The following is a 19,949-nucleotide window of genomic DNA, read 5'->3' as shown; positions in this document are numbered from 1 at the left end:
CGACAAGCTCAGCACGAACGTTTTCAAATCAATGATCCGGCGTCGCCGACGCCTTCTCCTCGCCGCCGAAGATCGCCACTTCGCGCACTCCGCCGCTGGTCGCGCGGCCGCGATACATGCCGGTGGTGTTGAAGCTGAAGATCGCATAGCCCTCGGGCGTGACAAGGATCACCCCGCCATCGCCGCCGAGGCTGGCGACATCGGCCATGACAGCATCGGCGATATACTGGGCTTCCTCGGTGCGGACGCCTTCGGCGGCAGCACCTTCGTCCGCCATCGCGACCTTCACCTCATTGGTCGCCCGCAGCCGCGCGCAAATCTCATGCGCCACGCCGACGCGCAGGAAGTACTCGCCCCACCCGGTCGCCGAGACCGCACAGGCGCGGTTATCCGCATAGGTCCCCGCTCCGATCACCGGCGCATCGCCCACCCGGCCCCAGCGCTTGCCGGTCATGCCGCCGGTCGACGTGCCCGCCGCCAGATTGCCATTCTGATCGAGCGCTACCGCGCCCACCGTGCCGAACTTGTGATCGACATCAAGCGCCGAAAGCTTCTCCGCCTTCATCCGCTCCAGCGCTTCGCGCCGCGCAGGGGTGGCGAAATATTCGGGCGGGGTGACGGCAAAGCCCTTCTCCACCGCAAAGGCCTCCGCGCCCGCACCCATCAGGAACACGTGCTCGCTCTGCGTGCGCACTGTGTCGGCGAGCAAAATCGGGTTCTTCACGGTCTTCACCCCGGCAATTGCACCCGCACTGCGATCGCGCCCGTCCATGATCGACGAATCAAGCTCGTTGGTCCCCTCCCACGTGAACACCGCGCCCTTGCCCGCGTTGAACAGCGGCGAATCCTCCATCGGGATGATCGCGGCCTTGATCGCGTCCATCGCGCTGCCACCGTTCGCCAGCACCTTGGCTCCGGCGTCGAGCGCGACCTGCAAGGCCGCCTCGTATTCTGCGCGCCGTTCCGGCGTCATCGCCTTGGGGTCGAGCGTCCCTGCCCCGCCGTGGATCGCTATCGACCACTTGGGGGCTGGCGGCGCGGCCTCCTCAGCCAAGGCGGCGGCGGGGATCAGGGCGAGAGCGAGAGCTGCGATGAGTTTGTTCATGGCCGCAGGGTGTAACGCGCCGCTCACCGTTTCGCCAGCTTAACAGCACGGCATCCAGCCGCTAGGGCAGTGCCCATGATCCTGCGTCCCGCCACCCTCGCCGATGCCCCTGCGCTTGCCGCACTGGGCGCCGAAACCTTCATCGCCGCGTTCGGGCAGCTCTACACCCCAGACGACCTCACCGCGTTTCTGGCGCAAGTCCACGCGCCCGGCCCGGTCGCCGAGGAAATCGCGGGTGACAGCTGCACCCACTGCCTCGCCGAAGACAACGGCGCGCTGGTCGCCTATTGCAAGCTGCGCTACCCCAGCCACTACACCAGCTACACCGACGCGCGCGATCCGATTGAGCTTGGCCAGCTTTACGCCCTGCCCACCCACACCGGCACCGGGATCGGCACGAAGCTGATGGACTGGGCGCTAGGCGTCGCGCGCGAGCGGTCGCATGATGCGGTCCTTCTGTCGGTTTATTCGGAGAACTTCGGCGCGCAGCGGTTCTACCAGCGCTATGGCTTCGGCAAGATCGCCGACATCACCTTTCAGGTGGGCGAGCAACTCGACGCGGAATTTCTGTACGAATTAAAGCTATAACCACAGGAGCGGGATCATGAGCGCATTTGGCTGGGCAAGCACCACCGACGAGGTGCTGGAGGGCATCGACCTTTCGGGGCAAACGGCGTTCATCACCGGGGCCAATTCCGGGCTGGGGCAGGAAACCGCCCGCGCGATGGCGGCCAAGGGCGCGCATGTGGTGCTGGCGGGCCGCGATCAGGCCAAGCTGGACGAAGCGGTCGCCGCGATCCTTGCAACCGTGCCGGATGCGCGGCTCGATACCATCACGGTCGACCTCGCCTCGCTCGAAAGCATCCGCGCCGCAACCTCGCGCGCGCGCCAGCGGTTTGCCAGGATCGATCTGCTGATCAACAATGCCGGGGTGATGGCGACCCCGTTCGAACATACCGCCGACGGGTTCGAGCGGCAGTTCGGCACCAACCACCTGGGCCACTTCGCGCTGACGGCGGAACTCATGCCGCTGATCGAGGCGGGGGACGCCAAGCGCATCGTCAACCTGTCGAGCCGCGGGCACCACATGGGGCCGGCCCATTTCGATGACCTCAATTTCGTGCACCGCCCCTATGATCCGTGGTCAAGCTACGGCCAGTCCAAGACCGCCAATGTGCTGTTCTCGGTCGGGATCGAGGCGCGCTATGCGGTCATGGGCATCCACGCCTATGCGGTGCATCCCGGCGGGATCGAGACCAACCTTGGCCGCTATATGACGCAAGAGATGCGCGAGGCGTTGATGGCGCGGATTTCTGCGCGGGATACCAGCTTTGCGTGGAAGACCATCCCGCAAGGCGCCGCGACCAGCTGCTGGGCGGCAACCGCGCCTGAACTCGAAGGCAAAGGCGGCGTCTATTGCGAGGACTGCCACGTCGCTGAAGTGGACGACGAATCGGCCAGCGGCGGGGTGCGCTCCTACGCGCTCAACCCCAGCTTTGCCGACCAGTTGTGGAAGCTGAGCGAGGAACTGACCGGGGCCAAATTCCCGAGCTAATCGGCGAGGAATTCCCGCAGCAACCCGATCACGTCCTTCGCCTCACGGGTGGGCAACACCGCCATGAACACGTGCGGGGCGGCCTCGTATTCGTAGAGCTTGGCATCGACCCCGGCGGCCCGCAGCCGACCTAGGAAGCTGCGCGAATCGATGATGAAGATGTCGTGCCGCCCGGTCCAGATGCGGGTCGGGGGCAGCTGCGCCAGCATATCCGGCGCGGCGTAGAGCGGGCTGACCGCAGGATCATCCATCGCCCGCCCCGCTGCCACCAGCCCGCCGCACGCGCGCAGGGTGCCGATCTTGAGCATCAGGTCATGCGGTTCCACGGCGACAATCGCCGGGTCCGCCAGCCCAAGATCGAGCCATGGTGAGAACAACGCCAGCTTGCCCGGCATCGCCCACCCGCTCCGCGCCAACCTGAGCGCCAGAGCCAGCGCCATATGCCCGCCCGCAGAATCGCCGTTGAGAATGATCCGCGCCGGATCGTGACGCGCAGCCAGTTCGGCATAGACCGCATCCGCGAGCGCATCCTGCGCGGTGTAGGGCGCTTCGGGCACCATCGGATAAAGCGGCACGGTCACACTGATCCCGCAGGCCTTCACCATTTCAGCGACCAGCGGCCAGTGCACCTTGAACATCGGCTGCACAAACCCGCCACCGTGGAAATAGAGCATGTGCCACGCGCCGGGGCCGCCCTTGGGATGCAGCGTCACCACCCGGCTGCCCAGCACCTCGCGCTCTTCGACAATGAAGCGCTTGCGGAACCCCTCAGGCATCGGCGCGTCGACTGGCAGCCGCCGCCCGGTCATCACTGTGTGGAAGCCAGCCTCGTCATGCGGGAACACCGGCTTGCCGCGCGCGATCACGAACTTGATCACCCGCATCAGCAGGCTCGGGCTGGCGCTGCGCAGCGCGATGGAACTGTCGGTCAGCATGGTCTCTCCCCTGTCGGCGGCAGAGTGCCGCGCCGGGGAGGCAAGTCAAGCGCTGGCGGTGCGCAGGCCGCGATGCTCGGCCGTGTCGCTCTTCAGGCGGCGGCCTTCGACGTCGAAAATGCCGACACACAGCGCGAACAGGACCACGATCATGGCGAACTCGCCCTCGTCCTCGATGAAAGCGAGGAGGTTGAGCACGCCGGGCGTGTGTTCGCCCCAGGATGTCACCATGTCGACCGCCACGCCGAACACCGCCGCGCCCGCGATGCACATCGCGATCAGCACGCCGTGGATCGCCGCACGCCGGTCCGACTGACGCAGCGCCACCACCATGCCCACCAGCCACACCAGCCCGATCACGCCGAACACCAGCGTTTCCGCAAGGTGATTGGGATGCACCGGAATCCAGGCGAAAATCGGCATATCGGCAGCAAAGGAGAAGCCGAGCTGCTCATGCACCTCGCCCCAATTGTCGAGCGTCATCCACACGAACAGCACCGCGCTGGTCAGATACACCAGCGCGCGGGTGCGAAGCCACAGCACGAACAGCATCACTGCTGAAGCCCCTGTCAGCGAATATTCGAGGAATTCCGCAAAGGAACCATCCTGCGACATGAAGAACTGCGTCGGCAGCGCCGCGCCGGTGGCATCGCCGTAATGAGCAGCAACATCCAGACCCACCAGCACGCAGGCATAAGGAACCACGCACATCAGCGCGATGTGCAACGCGCGCGACCGCGCCAGCTCCACACTTGTCCGCCAAAGATCGCCGATCATGATCATCGCCGTGTTCCGTCCTGATGCGCAGTGTGCCTGCGGCTTGCTGTATTGCGTGACCCCGTTGTGTCATAAATAGCTTGCGGTTTGCTTCCCACGAACCGCCAAATCCGCCCCTGCGCCAATATGCGACAGTCAGAAGATTTGCAGACAGGCCCGACAGGCGCCGAACGGCCTCTCTGGTCATTGCCCCGTCACGCTTTGCCGCCTATATGGCAGCCCATGTCTTCCATCCGTCCGTGGCGCACGATCGAACGGCGCAAATGTCGCCAGATCATGGTGGGGAATGTCCCCGTAGGCGGTGATGCTCCCATCACCGTGCAAACCATGACCAACACCCCAACCGAGGACGTGAAGGCGACGCTCGACCAGATCCGGCGGTGCGAGGAAGTGGGCGCGGACATCATCCGCGTGTCCTGCCCGACCGAGGAATCGACCCGCGATTTCAAAAAGATCACACGCGGCGCGCGGATTCCGATCGTTGCCGACATCCACTTCCACTACAAGCGCGCGCTCGAAGCGGCTGACGCTGGCGCGGCCTGTCTGCGCATCAATCCGGGCAATATCGGATCAGCCCAGCGCGTTGCCGAAGTGGTGCGCGCGGCCAAGGCCAATGGCTGCGCGATCCGCATCGGGGTCAACGCGGGCAGCCTCGAAAAAGACCTGCTGGAGAAGTACGGCGAGCCCTGCCCCGAGGCGCTGATCGAAAGCGCGCTCGATCATATCAAGCTGTTGCAGGATCACGATTTCCACGAATTCAAGGTGGCGGTGAAGGCCTCCGACGTGTTCCTCGCTGTCGCGGCCTATCATGGGCTGGCCGAAACGGTCGATTGTCCACTCCACCTCGGCATCACCGAGGCGGGCGGGCTGATCGGCGGCACCGTTAAGTCGAGCATCGGCATGGGAAGCCTGCTGTGGGCCGGGATCGGTGACACGATCCGCGTGAGCCTTTCCGCCGAGCCGGAAGAAGAGATCAAGGTCGGCTACCACATGCTCAAGGCCCTGGGCCTGCGCACCCGCGGCGTGCGCGTGGTGTCATGCCCGTCGTGCTCGCGGCAGGGCTTCGATGTGATCCGCACGGTGGAAACGCTGGAAAAGCGACTCGAACACATCAAGACCCCGATGAGCCTTTCGGTGCTCGGCTGCGTGGTCAACGGCCCCGGCGAAGCGCGCGAAACCGATATCGGCCTGACCGGCGGCGGCAATGGCAAGCACATGGTCTATCTGTCCGGCATGAAGGCCCATGCGATTGATGACGAGGCGATGCTCGATCACATCGTCCGGCTGGTCGAGGAAAAGGCCGCTGCCATCGATGCGGGCGAAGCCACCGCCTTCGATCCCCACGCCCAGCCCGCCGAAGCCGCCGAGTGATTCGCGCCGCGATTGCCGCAATTCTGGCGCTGGCGCTGGCCGCGTGCGCGACGACGGGCGATGCCGCTCCGGCTCATCCCGAAGCGCGCGCTTATTCTGCTACCGCCGATGCCACGGCTGACGTCGACGCGGCGCTTGCCCGCGCGTCCGCCAATGGCAAGCGGGTGCTGGTAGTGCTGGGCGCCAACTGGTGCCACGATAGCCGCGCGCTCGCCGGATGGCTCGAAACCCCGCGCTTCGCCGCTTTGACCGCCGAGCGCTACGAGACCGTCTTCGTCAATGTCGGGATGCCGCAGACCGGCGATGGGCATAATCTCGACGTCGCGCGCCGTTTTGGGTTGGCAGAAGTGCCCGGCACACCTGCCCTGCTGGTGCTGACCGCCGAAGGCCGCGCGGTGAACCTCGAGACCGCCGCCAGCTGGCGCAACGCAGCGAGCCGCAGCGAGGACGCGATTCTGGCCGAACTCGCCGCGCTGGCTGAGGCGTCGCTTCCGACCGCCCCATGATCGAAGCCCTGTTGCTCGCGGTCGCGCTGGCGATGGACGCCTTTGCGGTCGCCCTCACACAAGGCGCGAAGTTCCGGCCCTCGCTGCGCGGTGGGCTGGCCATTGCGCTCACCTTCGGGGTGTTTCAGGCGCTGATGCCGCTCGCCGGATGGGTGATCGGCGCAGTGGCGCTGATCTATGTCGAGGCGGTGGATCACTGGATTGCATTCGGCCTGCTGACCTTTCTCGGGGTACGGATGTTGGGCGGGCACGTGGGCGACGAGGAAGCCGCGCGCGCGCTGACCGGGCGCACCTTGCTGATCGCCGGTGTGGCCACCAGTATCGATGCGCTGGCGGCGGGGATCACCCTGCCCGCGCTCGGCGTGTCGCCGTGGCTGGCCGTGGCGCTGATCGGGATCGTCACCTTCGTCATGAGCGGCGCGGGCGTGGCGCTGGGCCGCCGCGCGGGCGACCACCTTGGCGAATGGGCCGAACGTGCGGGCGGGATCATCCTGATCGGGCTGGGAGTGAAGATTCTCGCCGAGCATTCGGGCTATTTCTGACGCTGTCCTACAGCCTGCGAACATGGCATGGCCTTGCAAATGACACTGCTGCCGCCCTTTGACCGCCGGTATTTCGCATGGGGCCGTGCGGAGGGTGGTTTTCTGGTTCTGGACTGTGTCTCATGTGTCTCCAACACGGCGGGACGGGCGGCCTGAGATACTCCACGTCGTCCACCACGCCGACTACGCTGCTGGGCACGGGGCGCCGCGACCGGATCGCGGCACGTTCCGCTTCGACAAGTACTACCTGGTCATGGAGGAGCTGCGCACGAGCGGAGCGCCCATCACCGAGCACGCGCCGCAGCCCATGCCGCGCGAATGGCTCGAAGCGGTGCATTGCCCGGATTACGTCGATCAGGTCTTCCGCGCCGAGGTTCCACGCGACAAGGAACGCCGGATCGGCTTCCCCGTCACCCCCGCGATCACCAGCCGCGTGCGCCACACCAACGGTGGCACCTGGCTCGCGGCCCAGCTCGCCCGCCAGCATGGCTACGCCGCCAACTCCGCCGCCGGGAGCCACCATGCGCTGCATGACACGGGCGCGGGGTACTGCGTGTTCAACGACCTCGCCGTCACCGCCAACCGCCTGATCGCTGAAGCCCACGCGGCGCGCGTGCTGATCGTCGACCTTGACGTCCATCAGGGCGACGGCACCGCCAGCCTCACCGCCGGCCGGGAGGACATCTTCACGCTCTCGCTGCACGCCGAGAAGAACTTCCCAGTCAGGAAGGCCCGCTCCAGCCGCGATGTCGGCCTGCCAGACGGGGTGGACGACGATGGCTACATGGAAGCGCTCACCCGGCACCTGCCGCAGGTGTTCGCCGAGTTCGCGCCCGACTTCGAGCTGTATCAGGCGGGCGTCGATCCGCATGGTGACGACAAGCTGGGGCGGCTGGCGCTGACCGATGCCGGGTTGGCGCTGCGCGACCGCTTCATCATCGGCGAATCCCGCCGCCGTGGCGTTCCGGTGGCGAGCGCGTTGGGGGGTGGTTACGGCGATGATCCGCGCATCGTCGCCGCCCGCCATGCCGCCTCGATGCTGACAATGGCCGAGGCAAACAGCGCGTTTCCGACACCAACCTCCACGAAGTGAGCCATAGTTGCGATGAACCGTTAGCCGCCCCATTGGGAACGCAAGCGGCGCGGTTTACGTTACGGTTCAATGAAGCGTCGGGATCTTCTGAAAGGCACTCTGGCAGCGGGGGCAGCATTGGCGCTGCCATCCCGCCTGTTTGCGTCGGTCGCCCCCGGATCCCCGCGGGACCGCATCCTGTTCGACATCGCCAAGCGCGAACTGCTGCGCGCAGGCAACGCGATCTGGAAGCACGACATTGTCGGCATTGCCGATTTCGGCCTCCATTCGGCCAAGCCGCGCTTCCACTTCGTCAATCTCGAACGCGCCGAAGTCCAGTCCTACCACGTCAGCCACGGCATGGGTTCCGACCCGCAGCATGACGGCTGGCTCAAGCAATTCTCGAACACCGAAGGCTCCAACGCGACCAGCCGCGGCGCTTACGTCACGTGGGAATGGTACAAGGGTCGCTATGGCACCTCAGTCCGCCTCGGCGGTCTGGACAACACCAACAACGCCGCGCTGCAACGCTACATCGTGATGCACCGCGCGGACTATGCCGAGAGCAGCCACTTGGAGAAATGGGGCCGTCTCGGCCGCTCCAACGGGTGCTTCGCGATGGGCGAGGAACAGTTCCGCGTGGCGCTGATGCACCTGTCCGGCGGGCGCTTGCTGTTCGCCGATTCGCTGGGGCTGGAGGAAGACGGCAGCATCCAGCCCGTGCCCGAACTGGCGATGATCGAGCGTCAGCCGCTTGATCTCTACCCCCGCCCGGCGATCAGCGCTTACTAGGGCGCTACGGCCGCCGGCCTAGCTGTCCTGCAAATCATCTTCGATCACGATCACCTCGTCGGTCGGCACGCTGGTGCGGTTGCGCACGCGCGGCTTGTCGAGGCTGGCGAGCACCTTGGTATCGCGGCCGTAGATGTCCTTGAAGGTCGCCATCTGGCCGTTGATGTCGGATGCCATCGTGAAATAGGTGATATAAGCGGGCCACTGTTTTTCGAGCATCACCTTGGTGTATTTGCCCGAGGTCGAGATCGCGACCGCCTCGTCCTTGGTCGCGCCCTTGCCGAGGATCGCCATTGTCATCGCCAGTTCCAGCGCGCGTTCGGTCCGCACGCAGCCGTGGCTCAAAGCCCGGAAATCGGCGCCGAACAGGTGGCGGGATGGCGTGTCGTGGAAGAAGATCGCGTGGGCATTGGGCATTTCGAGCTTCATCTGCCCCAGCGAATTGCCCGGCCCCGGCTGCTGCACCACGGTGATGTAACCGTTCGCGCCCTTGGTCGCGACATAGCCGTTGCGCTTGCCCCAGGCGGGGTTGGCGAGCACGCGGGCGCCCAGGCCTTCGCCCTTCACGATCGACTGCGGTACGGTCCAGGTCGGGTTGAACACCACGCCTTCGACCATTTCGGCAAGCTGCGGCGTCGCGGTGCGGCCGGGCTTGCCGACGATGGTGCGGTAGGTGCTGATGATGCGGTTCTTCACCGTCAACCGCAGCTGGAATTCCGGCACGTTGGTGATCAGATATTGCGAACCCAGATCCCGTTGCAGCCAGCGCCAGCGATCCATATTGGCGCGGATCAGCTTGCGCTTGGCGGTCTGGCCGTCCGATGTCGCGGCGAGTTCCGTCTTGAGCTTGGCATAATCGGGGTGGGTCGGGTTGAGCTTGGCCAACGTGCCGGCGATATCGCCGCTCGCCAGTGCTTCGGCCATGATCTTGCCGGCGGGGTAGAGATCACGGTCAGGATCGACCACGAACCACTGCTCGCGCGCATCCATCGGGGTGCGTCCGTCGCGCAGATCTTCGACCAGCCACACGAAGCTTTGCGAGGCGAGTTCGTTCAATTCCTTCGACGGGCCGGACGCCAGTGCGACCTTGAGCGGTTCAAGATCATAGTCCTTGGGTTCGAGCCCTTCGGCGCCGATCCCCTCGATCACAGCGACCAGCCGCGTTGCCTGACCCACTGTCCATGCCTGCAACAGCGGCTCGAACACCGGCTGAGCGAAAGCCTCGGCGACAGATTCGCCCTGCGGCGGAAGCGTGGCGGGTTGGGGAGTACCCGTGCTCTGGCTGCGTGCAGGCGCGGGGTTGGCCGGGGCAGGCGTGCTGCTCTCCTGAGCCAGCGCCGCACTCGCCACGAGCGCTGCGGCACTGATGCCACCTACCAATTTGCCGGGAAACTTCATCTCGATACTGCCTTTTCGCCCTGTGCCGCTTGGGATCGCGACCAATAACCGTCGCAAGCTGCATACATTCTCAGCCTTGCTCCTATCAACCACCTTGGCTTTCACCTGGATTAATGTTCACACCCCTGTGTCCTTGGCGTGACCTTGGGGCCACCTGCGCTTAAGGAGCGCCCATGCCGCCGCGCCATCATTCTCTGCTGCCCTTTGCCGCTGCGCTGGCGGGCGTGGGCTTCCTGTCGCTGATGGATGCCTTCATGAAAGAGGCCGCGTTGCTGATCGGCGCCTATACCGCCACGGTCCTCCGCGCCTTCATCGGCGCTGCGTTGATCGCGCCGGTGTGGCTGTCGCGCGGGCCGGCCATGCCGAGCCGGCCGGTGTGGAAGCTGCACCTGACCCGCGGGGTGGTATCGGCCTTCATGGCGCTGACTTTCTTCTTCTCGCTGACCCTGCTGCCGCTAGCCGAGGCGATTGCCTTGAGCTTCATCGCCCCGCTGATTGCGCTCTATCTTGCCCGCGTGCTGCTGGGTGAGGTGATCAGTCGCGCGGCGATTGGCGCGAGCGTGCTCGGCTTTGCGGGCACGCTGGTGATTGTCGGCGGACGGATCGGTCAGGGAGAGTTTGATGAAGGCGCGGCGTTGGGCGTTGCCTCGCTGTTCATCTCGGCGCTGCTCTATGCCTATAACTTCATCGTCATCCGGCGGCAGGCGCAGGTGGCCGGGCCATTGGAGATCGCGACCTTTCACAGCGGGATTGGCGGGCTGGTGCTGCTGACGCTCGCCCCCCTTCTGTGGGAGACGCCATCGGGCGACGCCTTGGTGCCGCTGCTGGCGGCGGGCGCGCTGACGGTGGCGGGATCGCTCGCCATCGCCTGGGCCTATGCGCGGGCCGAGGCGAATGTGCTGGTGCCGACCGAATATTCGGGCTTTGTCTGGGCCAGCATCTTTGGCTGGCTGTTCTTCCGCGAAGCGGTGACCCTGCCGACACTCGCCGGGACGGCGCTGATCGTCGGCGGATGCTGGCTCGCCACCCGCCCAAGCCGCCCCGCGCCGGTCGCCGCCAGCTAAGACCTTTTGCCAAGGGCCGTAAGCCCCTTGCCCCCCTTGACCTCGCGCGTCTGAAAGCGCAGTGCGCCCTCGAAAACCGCGCCCTTGGTGGATCGGGGGCGGGTCTAATCATAAGGATGGAACCCTCCCATGACCGCAATCGGCCAGGATTCGCTCGGCACCCGCCAGACGCTTGACGTTAACGGCAAGCATTACGCCTATTACTCGCTCGCGAAAGCCGCTGAGCAGTTGGGCGATATCAGCAAGCTGCCGATCTCGATGAAGGTGCTGCTGGAAAACCTGCTCCGCTTTGAAGACGGCGGGTTCACCGTGGGCCGCGAGCATATTCAGGCGATTGTCGATTGGCAGGCGAACCCCACCACGGGTGAGGAAATCCAGTACCGTCCTGCGCGCGTGCTGCTCCAGGATTTCACCGGCGTGCCCTGCGTGGTTGACCTCGCTGCAATGCGCGACGCGATCAAGAAGCTGGGCGGCGACACCGCCAAGATCAACCCGCTGGTTCCGGTCAACCTCGTGATCGACCACTCGGTGATGGTCGACGAATTCGGCCATCCCAAGGCGATGGAAGCGAACATGGCGCTGGAATACGAGCGCAATGCCGAGCGTTACGACTTCCTCAAGTGGGGCTCCAAGAGCTTCCAGAACTTCACCGCCGTGCCTCCCGGCACCGGCATCTGCCACCAGGTGAACCTTGAGCACCTCGCGCAGGCCGTGTGGTCCAGCGAAGGCCCGGACGGCATGATGGTCGCCTATCCTGACACTTGCGTCGGCACCGACAGCCACACCACCATGATCAACGGCCTCGGCGTCCTTGGCTGGGGCGTCGGCGGGATCGAGGCGGAAGCCGCGATGCTCGGCCAGCCGGTCTCGATGCTGATCCCTGAAGTGGTCGGCTTCTACCTCGAAGGCGCGATGGCCGAAGGCGTGACCGCGACCGATCTTGTGCTGACCTGCGTGCAAATGCTCCGCAACGTCGGCGTGGTGGGCCGCTTCGTCGAGTTCTACGGCCCGGGTGTTGCCAACCTCACGCTGGCCGACCGCGCCACCATCGCCAACATGGCGCCCGAATATGGCGCGACCTGCGGCTTCTTCGGGATCGACGACAAGACCCTCGATTACCTGCGCCTCACCGGCCGCAGCGAAGAGAACATCGCGCTGGTCGAAGCCTATGCCAAGGCGCAGGGCATGTGGTTTGATCCGGCCAATGTGCCGGTCTTCACCAAGACGCTCAGCCTCGACATGGCCGCTGTCGTCCCCAGCCTCGCCGGGCCGAAGCGTCCGCAGGACAAGGTGATCCTTCAGGAAGTCGACGACCTGTTCAATGCTGACCTGTCCAAGGTCTATGGCAAGTCGGCCGCCGCCCGCGTGAGCGTCGAAGGCGCGAGCCACGACATTGGCGATGGCGACGTGGTGATTGCGGCCATCACCAGCTGCACCAACACCTCCAACCCTGATGTGCTGATCGCCGCCGGTCTGGTCGCCAAGAAGGCAAACGAGAAGGGCCTCAAGCCCAAGCCGTGGGTCAAGACATCGCTGGCGCCGGGTTCGCAGGTGGTCACGGACTATCTGGTGAAGTCGGGCCTTCAGTCCCACCTCGACGCCATCGGATTCGACCTCGTCGGCTATGGCTGCACCACCTGTATCGGCAACTCCGGCCCGCTCGCTGCGCCGATCAGCGCCGCAATCAATGGCAATGACATCGTCGCTGCCTCGGTGCTGTCGGGCAACCGCAACTTCGAAGGCCGCGTCAGCCCCGATGTGCGCGCCAACTTCCTCGCCTCGCCGCCGCTGGTGGTGGCCTATGCGCTGAAGGGCACCGTCACCGAAGACATCACCACCACTCCGATCGGGCAGGATCAGGACGGCAATGACGTGATGCTCGCCGATCTGTGGCCGACCAACGCCGAAATCGCCGCCAACCGCGCCGCGAACATCGACCGTTCGATGTTCGTGAACCGTTACGCCAACGTCTATGATGGTGACGAGCATTGGCAGGCGATCACGGTTGAACCGTCTGACACCTATCAGTGGCGCGCCGGCAGCACCTATGTCGCCAACCCGCCCTATTTCGAGGGCATGACCATGACGCCCGCACCGCTCGTGGACATCGTGGACGCCAAGCCACTGGCGATCCTCGGCGATTCGGTCACCACTGACCACATCTCGCCCGCCGGCTCGATCAAGGAAGACAGCCCGGGCGGCAAGTTCCTGATGGCCAACCAGGTCGCCAAGAAGGACTTCAACTCCTACGGCTCGCGCCGCGGCCACCACGAAGTCATGATGCGCGGCACCTTCGCCAACATCCGCATCAAGAACGAAATGGTCCCTGGCGTCGAAGGCGGCTTCTCGACCTATGGCGGCGAGGCCATGGCGATCTACGATGCCGCCATGAAGCACAAGGAAAACGGCACCCCACTGGTGGTGATCGGCGGCAAGGAATACGGCACCGGCTCGTCACGCGACTGGGCGGCCAAGGGCACGATCCTGCTCGGCGTGCGCATGGTGATCGTCGAGAGCTTCGAGCGGATCCACCGCTCCAACCTCGTCGGGATGGGCGTGCTGCCGCTGCAGTTCAAGGAAGGCGACACCCGCACAACCCTCGTCCTGTCGGCGACCGACACCTTCTCGATCCGCGGTCTGGCCGATCTGACCCCCGGTCAGGACATCACGGTGGAGGTCACCCGCGAAGACGGCACGCAGTTCAGCTTCACCGCGCTGTGTCGCATAGATACCGCAAATGAAATGGAATATTACCGCCACGGCGGGATTCTCCATTACGTTTTGCGCAAGCTTGCGGCATAAGGAGCGGCATGACGTCAGCCCGCCTCGCCCTTTTGCTTGCACCCGCTCTGCCGCTTGCGCCCGTTCTGCTGGCGCTGTCGGCCTGCGGCGGCGAAGGCAGCGGGGCGAGCGAGGGCCGCAAGGGGCCGTCTGCGCCGCTGGGCTTTGAACTGGCGATGGCCGGGGTAAGTGAAGGCGCGGCGGACGATTCGGCGGTGCCGGCTCCGGCAGCCCCCGCTCCGCTGATCGCGCTTACGCCGGAACAACTGGCCGCGCGGCTTGAGAAGGGCAATATCCGCCTGATCGACGTGCGCACCACTGCCGAAGTGGCCGAGGGCGTGATCCCTGGCGCTGAACACATCCCGCTCGACCAGTTCGATCCCACCGCGCTCGACCTGTCGGATGGGCGCGAGGTCGTGCTCTATTGCCGCTCGGGCCGCCGCTCGGCGATGGCGGGCGAGAAACTGGCCGCGGTTACGGGCGAGCCGGTCGAGCATCTCGAAGGCGGGATGCTTGCCTGGGAAGCCGCGCAGCAGCCGGTCGACAAGCCTTAAGCCACTCATCTGAAACGCAAACGAAAAGGGGCGGCCCGATCAGGCCGCCCCTTTTGTTGTGTCTGACCGTCCCGGTTTAGCCGAGGAACTTGCGGCGCCCGAGGATGGCGGCAGCAGCAAGGCCGAACAGGATCGTCATCGGCGGGGCCGGCACGTCGTGACCGCCCGAGGAGGAGGAGCTGCTGCCACTGCTGCTGCTCGACGAAGAGGAAGAAGACGAGGAGCTGCTGCTGCCCGACGAGGAGCTCGACCCCGAAGACCCACTGCTGCCCGACGAGCCGCTGGAGCTGCTCGAAGACGAAGTCGAGGACGAGGAGCTACCGCTGGTGCTGCTGGTCATGTCACCCGAAGTGCTACCGCCGCTGGTCGCGCCGCCCGAAGACGAGGAGCTGCTGCTGCCCGACGACGAGGACGAGCTGCTACCCGACGATGAAGACGAGCTGCTACCCGAAGACCCGCTGCTGCCGCCCGAGGAGCTCGAACCCGACGAACCGGAGGACGAGCCTGACGAACCCGAACCGCCCGAAGAAGTGCCGCCCGGATGGCCCGAGCTGCCGCCCGGCTTGCCGCTGCTGCCGCCGCCCGACGAGGACGAGGACGAAGAGGACGACGAGGAAGAGCTCGACGAAGAAGACGACGAGGACGATCCCGAGGATGTCACCGCGCCGGTCGAGGAGCTGACATTCCCCGAAGAACTGGACACGTTGCCGGACGAGCTGGAGACATTGCCCGAGGAACTCGACACCGCGCCCGTGCTCGACGACACGGCGCCGGTGCTCGACGAGACAGCGCCTGTGCTGGAAGACACCGCGCCAGTGCTGGAAGATACCGCGCCGGTCGAAGAACTGACGTTGCCAGAGGTGCTGGTGCTCGACACCGCTCCGGTGCTGGAAGAAACCTGCCCGGTCGAAGTCGAGGTCGAAACCTGCCCGGTAGAAGAACTGATCTGGCCTGACGACGAGGTCGTGGACGAACTGATCTGGCCCGAGGACGAGGTGGTCGAAGTGGAGTTATCGATGTCGATATCGACGACGACGCCGCTCGATCCGCTGCTGCTGCTACCGCCCGAAGTCGAAGTGGTGGTCGAGACCGACACATCGCCCGAGGACGAACCGCCGCCGCCGAAGAAGCCGCCAAAGAAGCCGCCCCCGAAACCGCCACCAAAGCCGCCGCCGAAGCCGCCGCCCCAGCCGCCGCCAACTCCGCCGCCGCCTGAAATCGGCGGAAGCGGCGGAAGCGGCGCAGGCATATAGGCCATCTGCGTGATCGGCGGACATTCATTGGCATCGAAATAGGCCTGGGTGGCCCCGGCAGGCGCGCTTGCCGCAGCGACCGTGCCAGCGGGGCCGACCGGCTGACATTCGATCGTGCGCTCGACAATCCGGCGGCGGCGCTGTTCCGGCATCGGAATGTCGCGCTCACGCGTCTTGATGTAGCGCGCCCCGGTCACCGGATCGACCGCCACGAGCTTGCCGTCAATGTTGGTCGAGTAATCCGGCGCGGCGGTGTTCATCGGCTCGGCCATGCGCACGGCGCCGCCTTGCAACAATGCGACACCCGCAGCAGCGGCGGAAAGCTTCGCGATGGCCAGTTTGAGCGACATAGTCGGTAACCCTGTTTGCCTGTGGGATGGATGCGGACTGTCCGCACTTCCCCCAAATCCAGCGTTCTTTTGATGTCAGAAGGCGCTGGCGGGCAATCCGCTTAACCACACCGGAGGGCCGGGAGCGTCGGGAATCGGCCGGAAATCGCGGGATTTCGGGCGCGCTGTCCCGAACTGGCACCGAAAACAGGGGTTCGGTTAGCCGATTGGTTAACCGGTGGCCGGGGATCAGTCCTCGAACAGGCCTGACTGGCTGGGGGGTGATTCTCTGGGCGGGGTCAGTTCCAGATGCGCCCAGCCGCCATCGTTCAGCACCCGCCCACGGGCCGTGCGGGCGATCAGGCCGAGCTGGATGAGGTAGGGTTCGACCACTTCCTCCACCGTATCACGCGGCTCGGCAAGGCCCGCCGCCAGCGTCTCGATCCCGACCGGGCCGCCCTTGTAGGTGGTCGCGATCATGGTGAGATAGCGCCGGTCCATCGCGTCAAGCCCGAGCCGGTCGATCTCAAGCCGGGTCAGCGCCTCGTCGGCGACATGGCGGGTGACGCTGGCCGCGCCTGCGACATCGGCGAAGTCGCGCACGCGGCGGAGCAGGCGCCCCGCGACTCGCGGCGTGCCACGGCTGCGGCGGGCGATTTCATGGGCGCCATCAGGCTGGATCGCCAAGCCGAGCAACCCGGCGGCGCGGGTGACGACGCGCTCCAGCTCATCGTGGCTGTAGAAGTTGAGCCTGACGGGGATGCCGAAGCGGTCACGCAAAGGCGTGGTCAACAGGCCCTGCCGGGTGGTCGCCCCGATGAGCGTGAAGGGCGGCAGGTCGATACGAACAGAGCGCGCCGACGGCCCCTCACCGATGATAAGGTCCAGCGCGCGGTCCTCCATCGCCGGATAGAGCACTTCCTCGACCACGGGGGAGAGACGGTGGATTTCGTCGATGAACAGCACGTCATGCGGTTCGAGGTTGGTGAGGAGCGCGGCGAGATCACCCGCCTTGGCGATGACGGGGCCAGAGGTGGCGCGGAAGCCGACGCCAAGCTCGCCCGCGATGATCTGCGCCAGCGTCGTCTTGCCGAGGCCGGGCGGGCCGAAGAACAACGTATGGTCCATCGCCTCCCCACGCGCGCGCGCGGCGGCGATGAAGACCGCGAGGTTCCCCTTGGCGGCCTCCTGCCCGACGAACTCGGCGAGGCGGCGCGGGCGCAGGGCTGCGTCCGGGTCGCCGGGCTGGCGGGCGGGGGAGTGGAGGGGGTCAGTCATAAGTCTCGTCATGCTGAACTTGTTTCAGCATCCATAGTGCCGCATCCTCGGAGGCATGCGACAAGATCGCCAACCCTGCGTCTACACGCTTGCTAGCGAGCGGCACGGCACGCTTTACATCGGCGTCACGAGCGATCTGATTGCGCGGCTTTGGCAGCACCGCAACGGTACAATCGAAGGCTTCACCCGCCGCTATAGGGTCCACCGCCTCGTCCGCTACGAACTGTTCGGCGACATGGAGCGGGCCATTTTGCGCGAAAAGCAGTTGAAGCGCTGGCATCGGCAATGGAAGATCAACCTGATCGAGAGCGAAAACCCCGACTGGCATGATCTTGCCGTGGAGTTGGGTTTGCCGCAGCTCAACCATCTCTGAGGACCCGTCACCCTGAACTTGTGTCAGGGACCATTCCTCCTCGGGCACCGAAGGCGCGGTGGGAAGGATAGATGCTGAAACAAGTTCAGCATGACGGTGTTGGGCAATGACCATCACCCTGCCGCCTTCTTCAGCGCTACGCGAATGAGGTCGCCCTCGCTTGCGCCATCGCCCAGTTCCTCAAGCGCGCGCGCCACGGCCTGCGCAGCGACCGCAGGCTTGAACCCGAGGTTCTCCAGCGCACTCGCCGCGTCCGCGCCCTTGCTGCCTGCGGGAGCCGCCGCCACGCCAGCCGCAAAGCCGCCGCTTCCGCCCGGCATCCCGCCCGCCTTGTCTTTCAGTTCATTGACGATCCGCCCCGCCAGCTTCGGCCCCACGCCCTGCGCGCGGGCGACCATCGCGGCGTCGCCCTTGCCGCAGGCGTCGCGCAGGTCTCCGGTCGACAGCGCGGAGAGGATCGCCAGCGCCACCTTGCTCCCCACGCCCTGTACGCCGGTGAGCAGCCGGAACCAGTCCCGCTCGGCGCTGTCGGCGAAGCCGAGCAGGCGCATGTCGTTCTCGCTCACCTGCAATTGCGTGTGGACGGTGCAACCCTCTCCCACCTCACCCAGCGCGGCGAGCGTGCGGCTGGAGCAGTGGACGAGGTAGCCGACCCCGCCGACATCGACCACGGCCCAGTCCTCACCGGTCGCATCGAGCCTGCCTGAGAGCTTTGCAATCATGGTTTGTTCTTGCCCGACGCGGAGCGCTTTGACCAGCCACCCCTGCGCCTTGTCCGCAGCAGGATGCGAAGCGGGTTCGCGCCAAGTCGCCAAGAAGCCAAGCAGGCAGTGCTCGGGCGCAGCCCCAATCTTTCCATGCTTCCGATTGCAAGGAAGCGGCTCCGCCGCAAGGACAAGCTCTTGGCACCTTGGCGACTTGGCGCGAACCAAATGACGCCGCGCGCTCGACACGAACGGGAGATCGGGTAAAGAACCGCCCCCATGAGCTGGAACACCTTTGGGCGCGTGCTGCGCTTTACCACTTGGGGCGAAAGTCATGGGCCTGCGCTGGGCGCGGTCGTCGACGGGTGCCCGCCGGGGCTCGCCATCTGCGAGGACTTCATCCAGCCCTTCATGGACGCCCGCAAGCCCGGCACCAGCCGCTTCACCACGCAGCGGCGCGAAGATGATCTGGTGCGGATCCTCTCGGGCGTGTTCGAGGGCAGGACCACCGGCACGCCGATCAGCCTGATGATCGAGAACACCGATCAGCGGTCGAAGGACTACAGCGAGATCGCCCAAAGCTACCGCCCGGGCCATGCCGATTACGCCTATGACGCCAAATACGGCATCCGCGACTATCGCGGCGGCGGGCGGTCGAGCGCACGCGAGACGGCAGCGCGCGTCGCGGCGGGCGCAGTGGCGCGGTTGGTGATCCCGGAGGTCACCATCACCGCCTATGTGTGCGAGCTGGGCGGTGACCGGATTGATCCGGCGCGGATCGACTATGCCGAGATCGCGAACAACCCGTTCTTCTGCCCCGACCCCGAAGCCGCCAAGCGCTGGGAAGAGAAGGTCGATGCCGCACGAAAGGCCGGATCGTCCCTCGGCGCGATTGTGGAGTGCGTCGCCACCGGCGTCCCAGCAGGCTGGGGCGCACCGATCTATGCCAAGCTCGACAGCGACCTCGCCGCCGCGATGATGAGCATCAATGCGGTCAAGGGCGTCGAGATCGGCGACGGCTTCGAAGCCGCGCGCCTGACCGGCGAAGAGAATGCCGACCGGATGCGGCCCGGCCCGGATGGCACACCGCTCTACGCCAGCAACCACGCGGGCGGCACGGCTGGCGGCATTTCGACAGGGCAGCCGGTGGTGTGCCGCGTGGCGTTCAAGCCGACCTCGTCAATCCTCACCCCGGTAGAGTCGATCAATTCGGCGGGTGAGGCGGTGGAAGTGGTCACGAAAGGCCGCCACGACCCCTGCGTCGGCATCCGCGGCACGCCTGTCGTCGAGGCGATGATGGCGCTGGTGCTGGCCGACCACAAGCTGCTGCACCGCGGGCAGGTGGGTTAGCGGTCGCGCCCACTTCCCCCCGCCCCGGGCTTGACCCGGGGGCCCGCTTTTCATCGTCACCCCAAAGGTAGCTGGGCCCCGGGTCAAGCCCGGGGTGGGGAGCCGTAATTTCGGCAAATCCGATTGGTTCCCGTCTCTACGATTGAGAAAAGCGATTTGTGCAATCGCAACAATCCACTTTTGTGCAGCGCAATAATCCCTATTTGGGCA

General features: G+C 65.7%; 19 protein-coding genes. 13 read left to right on the top strand and 6 right to left on the bottom strand.

The window, feature by feature from the left end; translation table 11 throughout:
• Positions 1-28: 28 nt before the first annotated feature.
• A complete protein-coding gene (locus tag GRI59_RS05540; protein WP_160760154.1) occupies positions 29-1,105 on the bottom strand; it encodes an isoaspartyl peptidase/L-asparaginase family protein in 1,077 nt (358 codons plus the stop codon).
• A gap of 75 nt (positions 1,106-1,180) precedes the next feature.
• Between GRI59_RS05540 and GRI59_RS05535 the strand changes: the two genes are divergently transcribed.
• Positions 1,181-1,693, top strand: a complete 513-nt coding sequence (locus GRI59_RS05535; protein WP_160760153.1) for a GNAT family N-acetyltransferase — start codon at positions 1,181-1,183, stop codon at positions 1,691-1,693.
• A 16-nt stretch (positions 1,694-1,709) separates the two neighbouring features.
• Positions 1,710-2,660, top strand: a complete 951-nt coding sequence (locus GRI59_RS05530) for an SDR family NAD(P)-dependent oxidoreductase (RefSeq protein WP_160760152.1) — start codon at positions 1,710-1,712, stop codon at positions 2,658-2,660.
• Here GRI59_RS05530 and GRI59_RS05525 read toward each other — a convergent pair.
• Together GRI59_RS05525 and GRI59_RS05520 are read right to left on the bottom strand one after the other, a co-directional pair.
• Positions 2,657-3,595, bottom strand: a complete 939-nt coding sequence (locus GRI59_RS05525; protein ID WP_160760151.1) for an alpha/beta hydrolase fold domain-containing protein — start codon at positions 3,593-3,595, stop codon at positions 2,657-2,659. The genes GRI59_RS05530 and GRI59_RS05525 overlap by 4 nt on opposite strands.
• Positions 3,596-3,640: 45 nt before the next feature.
• Positions 3,641-4,372, bottom strand: a complete 732-nt coding sequence (locus GRI59_RS05520; RefSeq protein ID WP_160760150.1) for a hypothetical protein — start codon at positions 4,370-4,372, stop codon at positions 3,641-3,643.
• 222 nt (positions 4,373-4,594) lie between these two features.
• Between GRI59_RS05520 and ispG the strand changes: the two genes are divergently transcribed.
• From ispG to GRI59_RS05495, 5 genes are all read left to right on the top strand, one after another.
• Positions 4,595-5,743, top strand: a complete 1,149-nt coding sequence (gene ispG, locus GRI59_RS05515; RefSeq protein ID WP_160760149.1) for a flavodoxin-dependent (E)-4-hydroxy-3-methylbut-2-enyl-diphosphate synthase — start codon at positions 4,595-4,597, stop codon at positions 5,741-5,743.
• Positions 5,740-6,249: a thioredoxin family protein gene (locus GRI59_RS05510; RefSeq protein ID WP_160760148.1), complete on the top strand. Its 510-nt coding sequence runs from the start codon at positions 5,740-5,742 to the stop codon at positions 6,247-6,249. The genes ispG and GRI59_RS05510 overlap by 4 nt, the downstream gene beginning before the upstream one ends.
• Positions 6,246-6,791 (top strand): manganese efflux pump MntP, encoded by a 546-nt coding sequence (locus GRI59_RS05505; protein WP_160760147.1) that lies wholly within the window; start codon positions 6,246-6,248, stop codon positions 6,789-6,791. The genes GRI59_RS05510 and GRI59_RS05505 overlap by 4 nt, the downstream gene beginning before the upstream one ends.
• A 157-nt stretch (positions 6,792-6,948) precedes the next feature.
• Positions 6,949-7,884, top strand: coding sequence for a histone deacetylase family protein (locus tag GRI59_RS05500; RefSeq protein WP_419866792.1), 936 nt, complete (start codon positions 6,949-6,951; stop codon positions 7,882-7,884).
• Positions 7,885-7,953: 69 nt separating this feature from the next.
• The gene (locus tag GRI59_RS05495) at positions 7,954-8,655 is read left to right on the top strand and encodes a murein L,D-transpeptidase catalytic domain-containing protein (protein ID WP_160760146.1); all 702 of its coding nucleotides are present in this window, start codon (positions 7,954-7,956) and stop codon (positions 8,653-8,655) included.
• An 18-nt stretch (positions 8,656-8,673) separates the two neighbouring features.
• Here the strand turns inward: GRI59_RS05495 and GRI59_RS05490 are convergent, their stop codons facing one another.
• Complete coding sequence (locus tag GRI59_RS05490) at positions 8,674-10,053, bottom strand: L,D-transpeptidase family protein (protein ID WP_160760145.1); 1,380 nt, start codon at positions 10,051-10,053, stop codon at positions 8,674-8,676.
• Between the two features lie 173 nt (positions 10,054-10,226).
• On the opposite strand from GRI59_RS05490, the gene GRI59_RS05485 reads away from it, so the two are divergent.
• The 4 genes from GRI59_RS05485 (at position 10,227) to GRI59_RS05470 (ending at position 15,705) form a co-directional block, all read left to right on the top strand.
• Complete coding sequence (locus tag GRI59_RS05485; RefSeq protein WP_160760144.1) at positions 10,227-11,117, top strand: DMT family transporter; 891 nt, start codon at positions 10,227-10,229, stop codon at positions 11,115-11,117.
• A 129-nt stretch (positions 11,118-11,246) separates the two neighbouring features.
• A complete protein-coding gene (gene acnA / locus GRI59_RS05480; protein ID WP_160760143.1) occupies positions 11,247-13,919 on the top strand; it encodes an aconitate hydratase AcnA in 2,673 nt (890 codons plus the stop codon).
• 8 nt (positions 13,920-13,927) lie between these two features.
• On the top strand, positions 13,928-14,452 hold the full coding sequence (locus GRI59_RS05475; RefSeq protein ID WP_160760142.1) for a rhodanese-like domain-containing protein: 525 nt from the start codon (positions 13,928-13,930) through the stop codon (positions 14,450-14,452).
• A gap of 326 nt (positions 14,453-14,778) precedes the next feature.
• Positions 14,779-15,705, top strand: coding sequence for a hypothetical protein (locus GRI59_RS05470; RefSeq protein WP_160760141.1), 927 nt, complete (start codon positions 14,779-14,781; stop codon positions 15,703-15,705).
• A 578-nt stretch (positions 15,706-16,283) separates the two neighbouring features.
• On the opposite strand, the gene ruvB is transcribed toward GRI59_RS05470, so the two are convergent.
• Positions 16,284-17,312, bottom strand: coding sequence for a Holliday junction branch migration DNA helicase RuvB (ruvB, locus tag GRI59_RS05465; protein WP_160760140.1), 1,029 nt, complete (start codon positions 17,310-17,312; stop codon positions 16,284-16,286).
• Between the two features lie 55 nt (positions 17,313-17,367).
• Here ruvB and GRI59_RS05460 point away from each other — a divergent pair, with 55 nt between their 5' ends.
• On the top strand, positions 17,368-17,685 hold the full coding sequence (locus GRI59_RS05460) for a GIY-YIG nuclease family protein (RefSeq protein ID WP_160760139.1): 318 nt from the start codon (positions 17,368-17,370) through the stop codon (positions 17,683-17,685).
• Positions 17,686-17,798: 113 nt separating this feature from the next.
• On the opposite strand, the gene ruvA is transcribed toward GRI59_RS05460, so the two are convergent.
• The gene (gene ruvA / locus GRI59_RS05455; RefSeq protein ID WP_160760138.1) at positions 17,799-18,407 is read right to left on the bottom strand and encodes a Holliday junction branch migration protein RuvA; all 609 of its coding nucleotides are present in this window, start codon (positions 18,405-18,407) and stop codon (positions 17,799-17,801) included.
• A 261-nt stretch (positions 18,408-18,668) separates the two neighbouring features.
• Between ruvA and aroC the strand changes: the two genes are divergently transcribed.
• Positions 18,669-19,739, top strand: a complete 1,071-nt coding sequence (gene aroC / locus GRI59_RS05450; protein ID WP_160760137.1) for a chorismate synthase — start codon at positions 18,669-18,671, stop codon at positions 19,737-19,739.
• Positions 19,740-19,949 lie beyond the last annotated feature (210 nt).

The sequence above is a fragment of the Erythrobacter ramosus genome (genome assembly GCF_009828055.1).
GTDB lineage: Bacteria > Pseudomonadota > Alphaproteobacteria > Sphingomonadales > Sphingomonadaceae > Erythrobacter > Erythrobacter ramosus.
The sequence above is the reverse complement of the archived record's forward strand: the minus strand, read 5'-3'. Positions and strand labels throughout refer to the sequence as shown.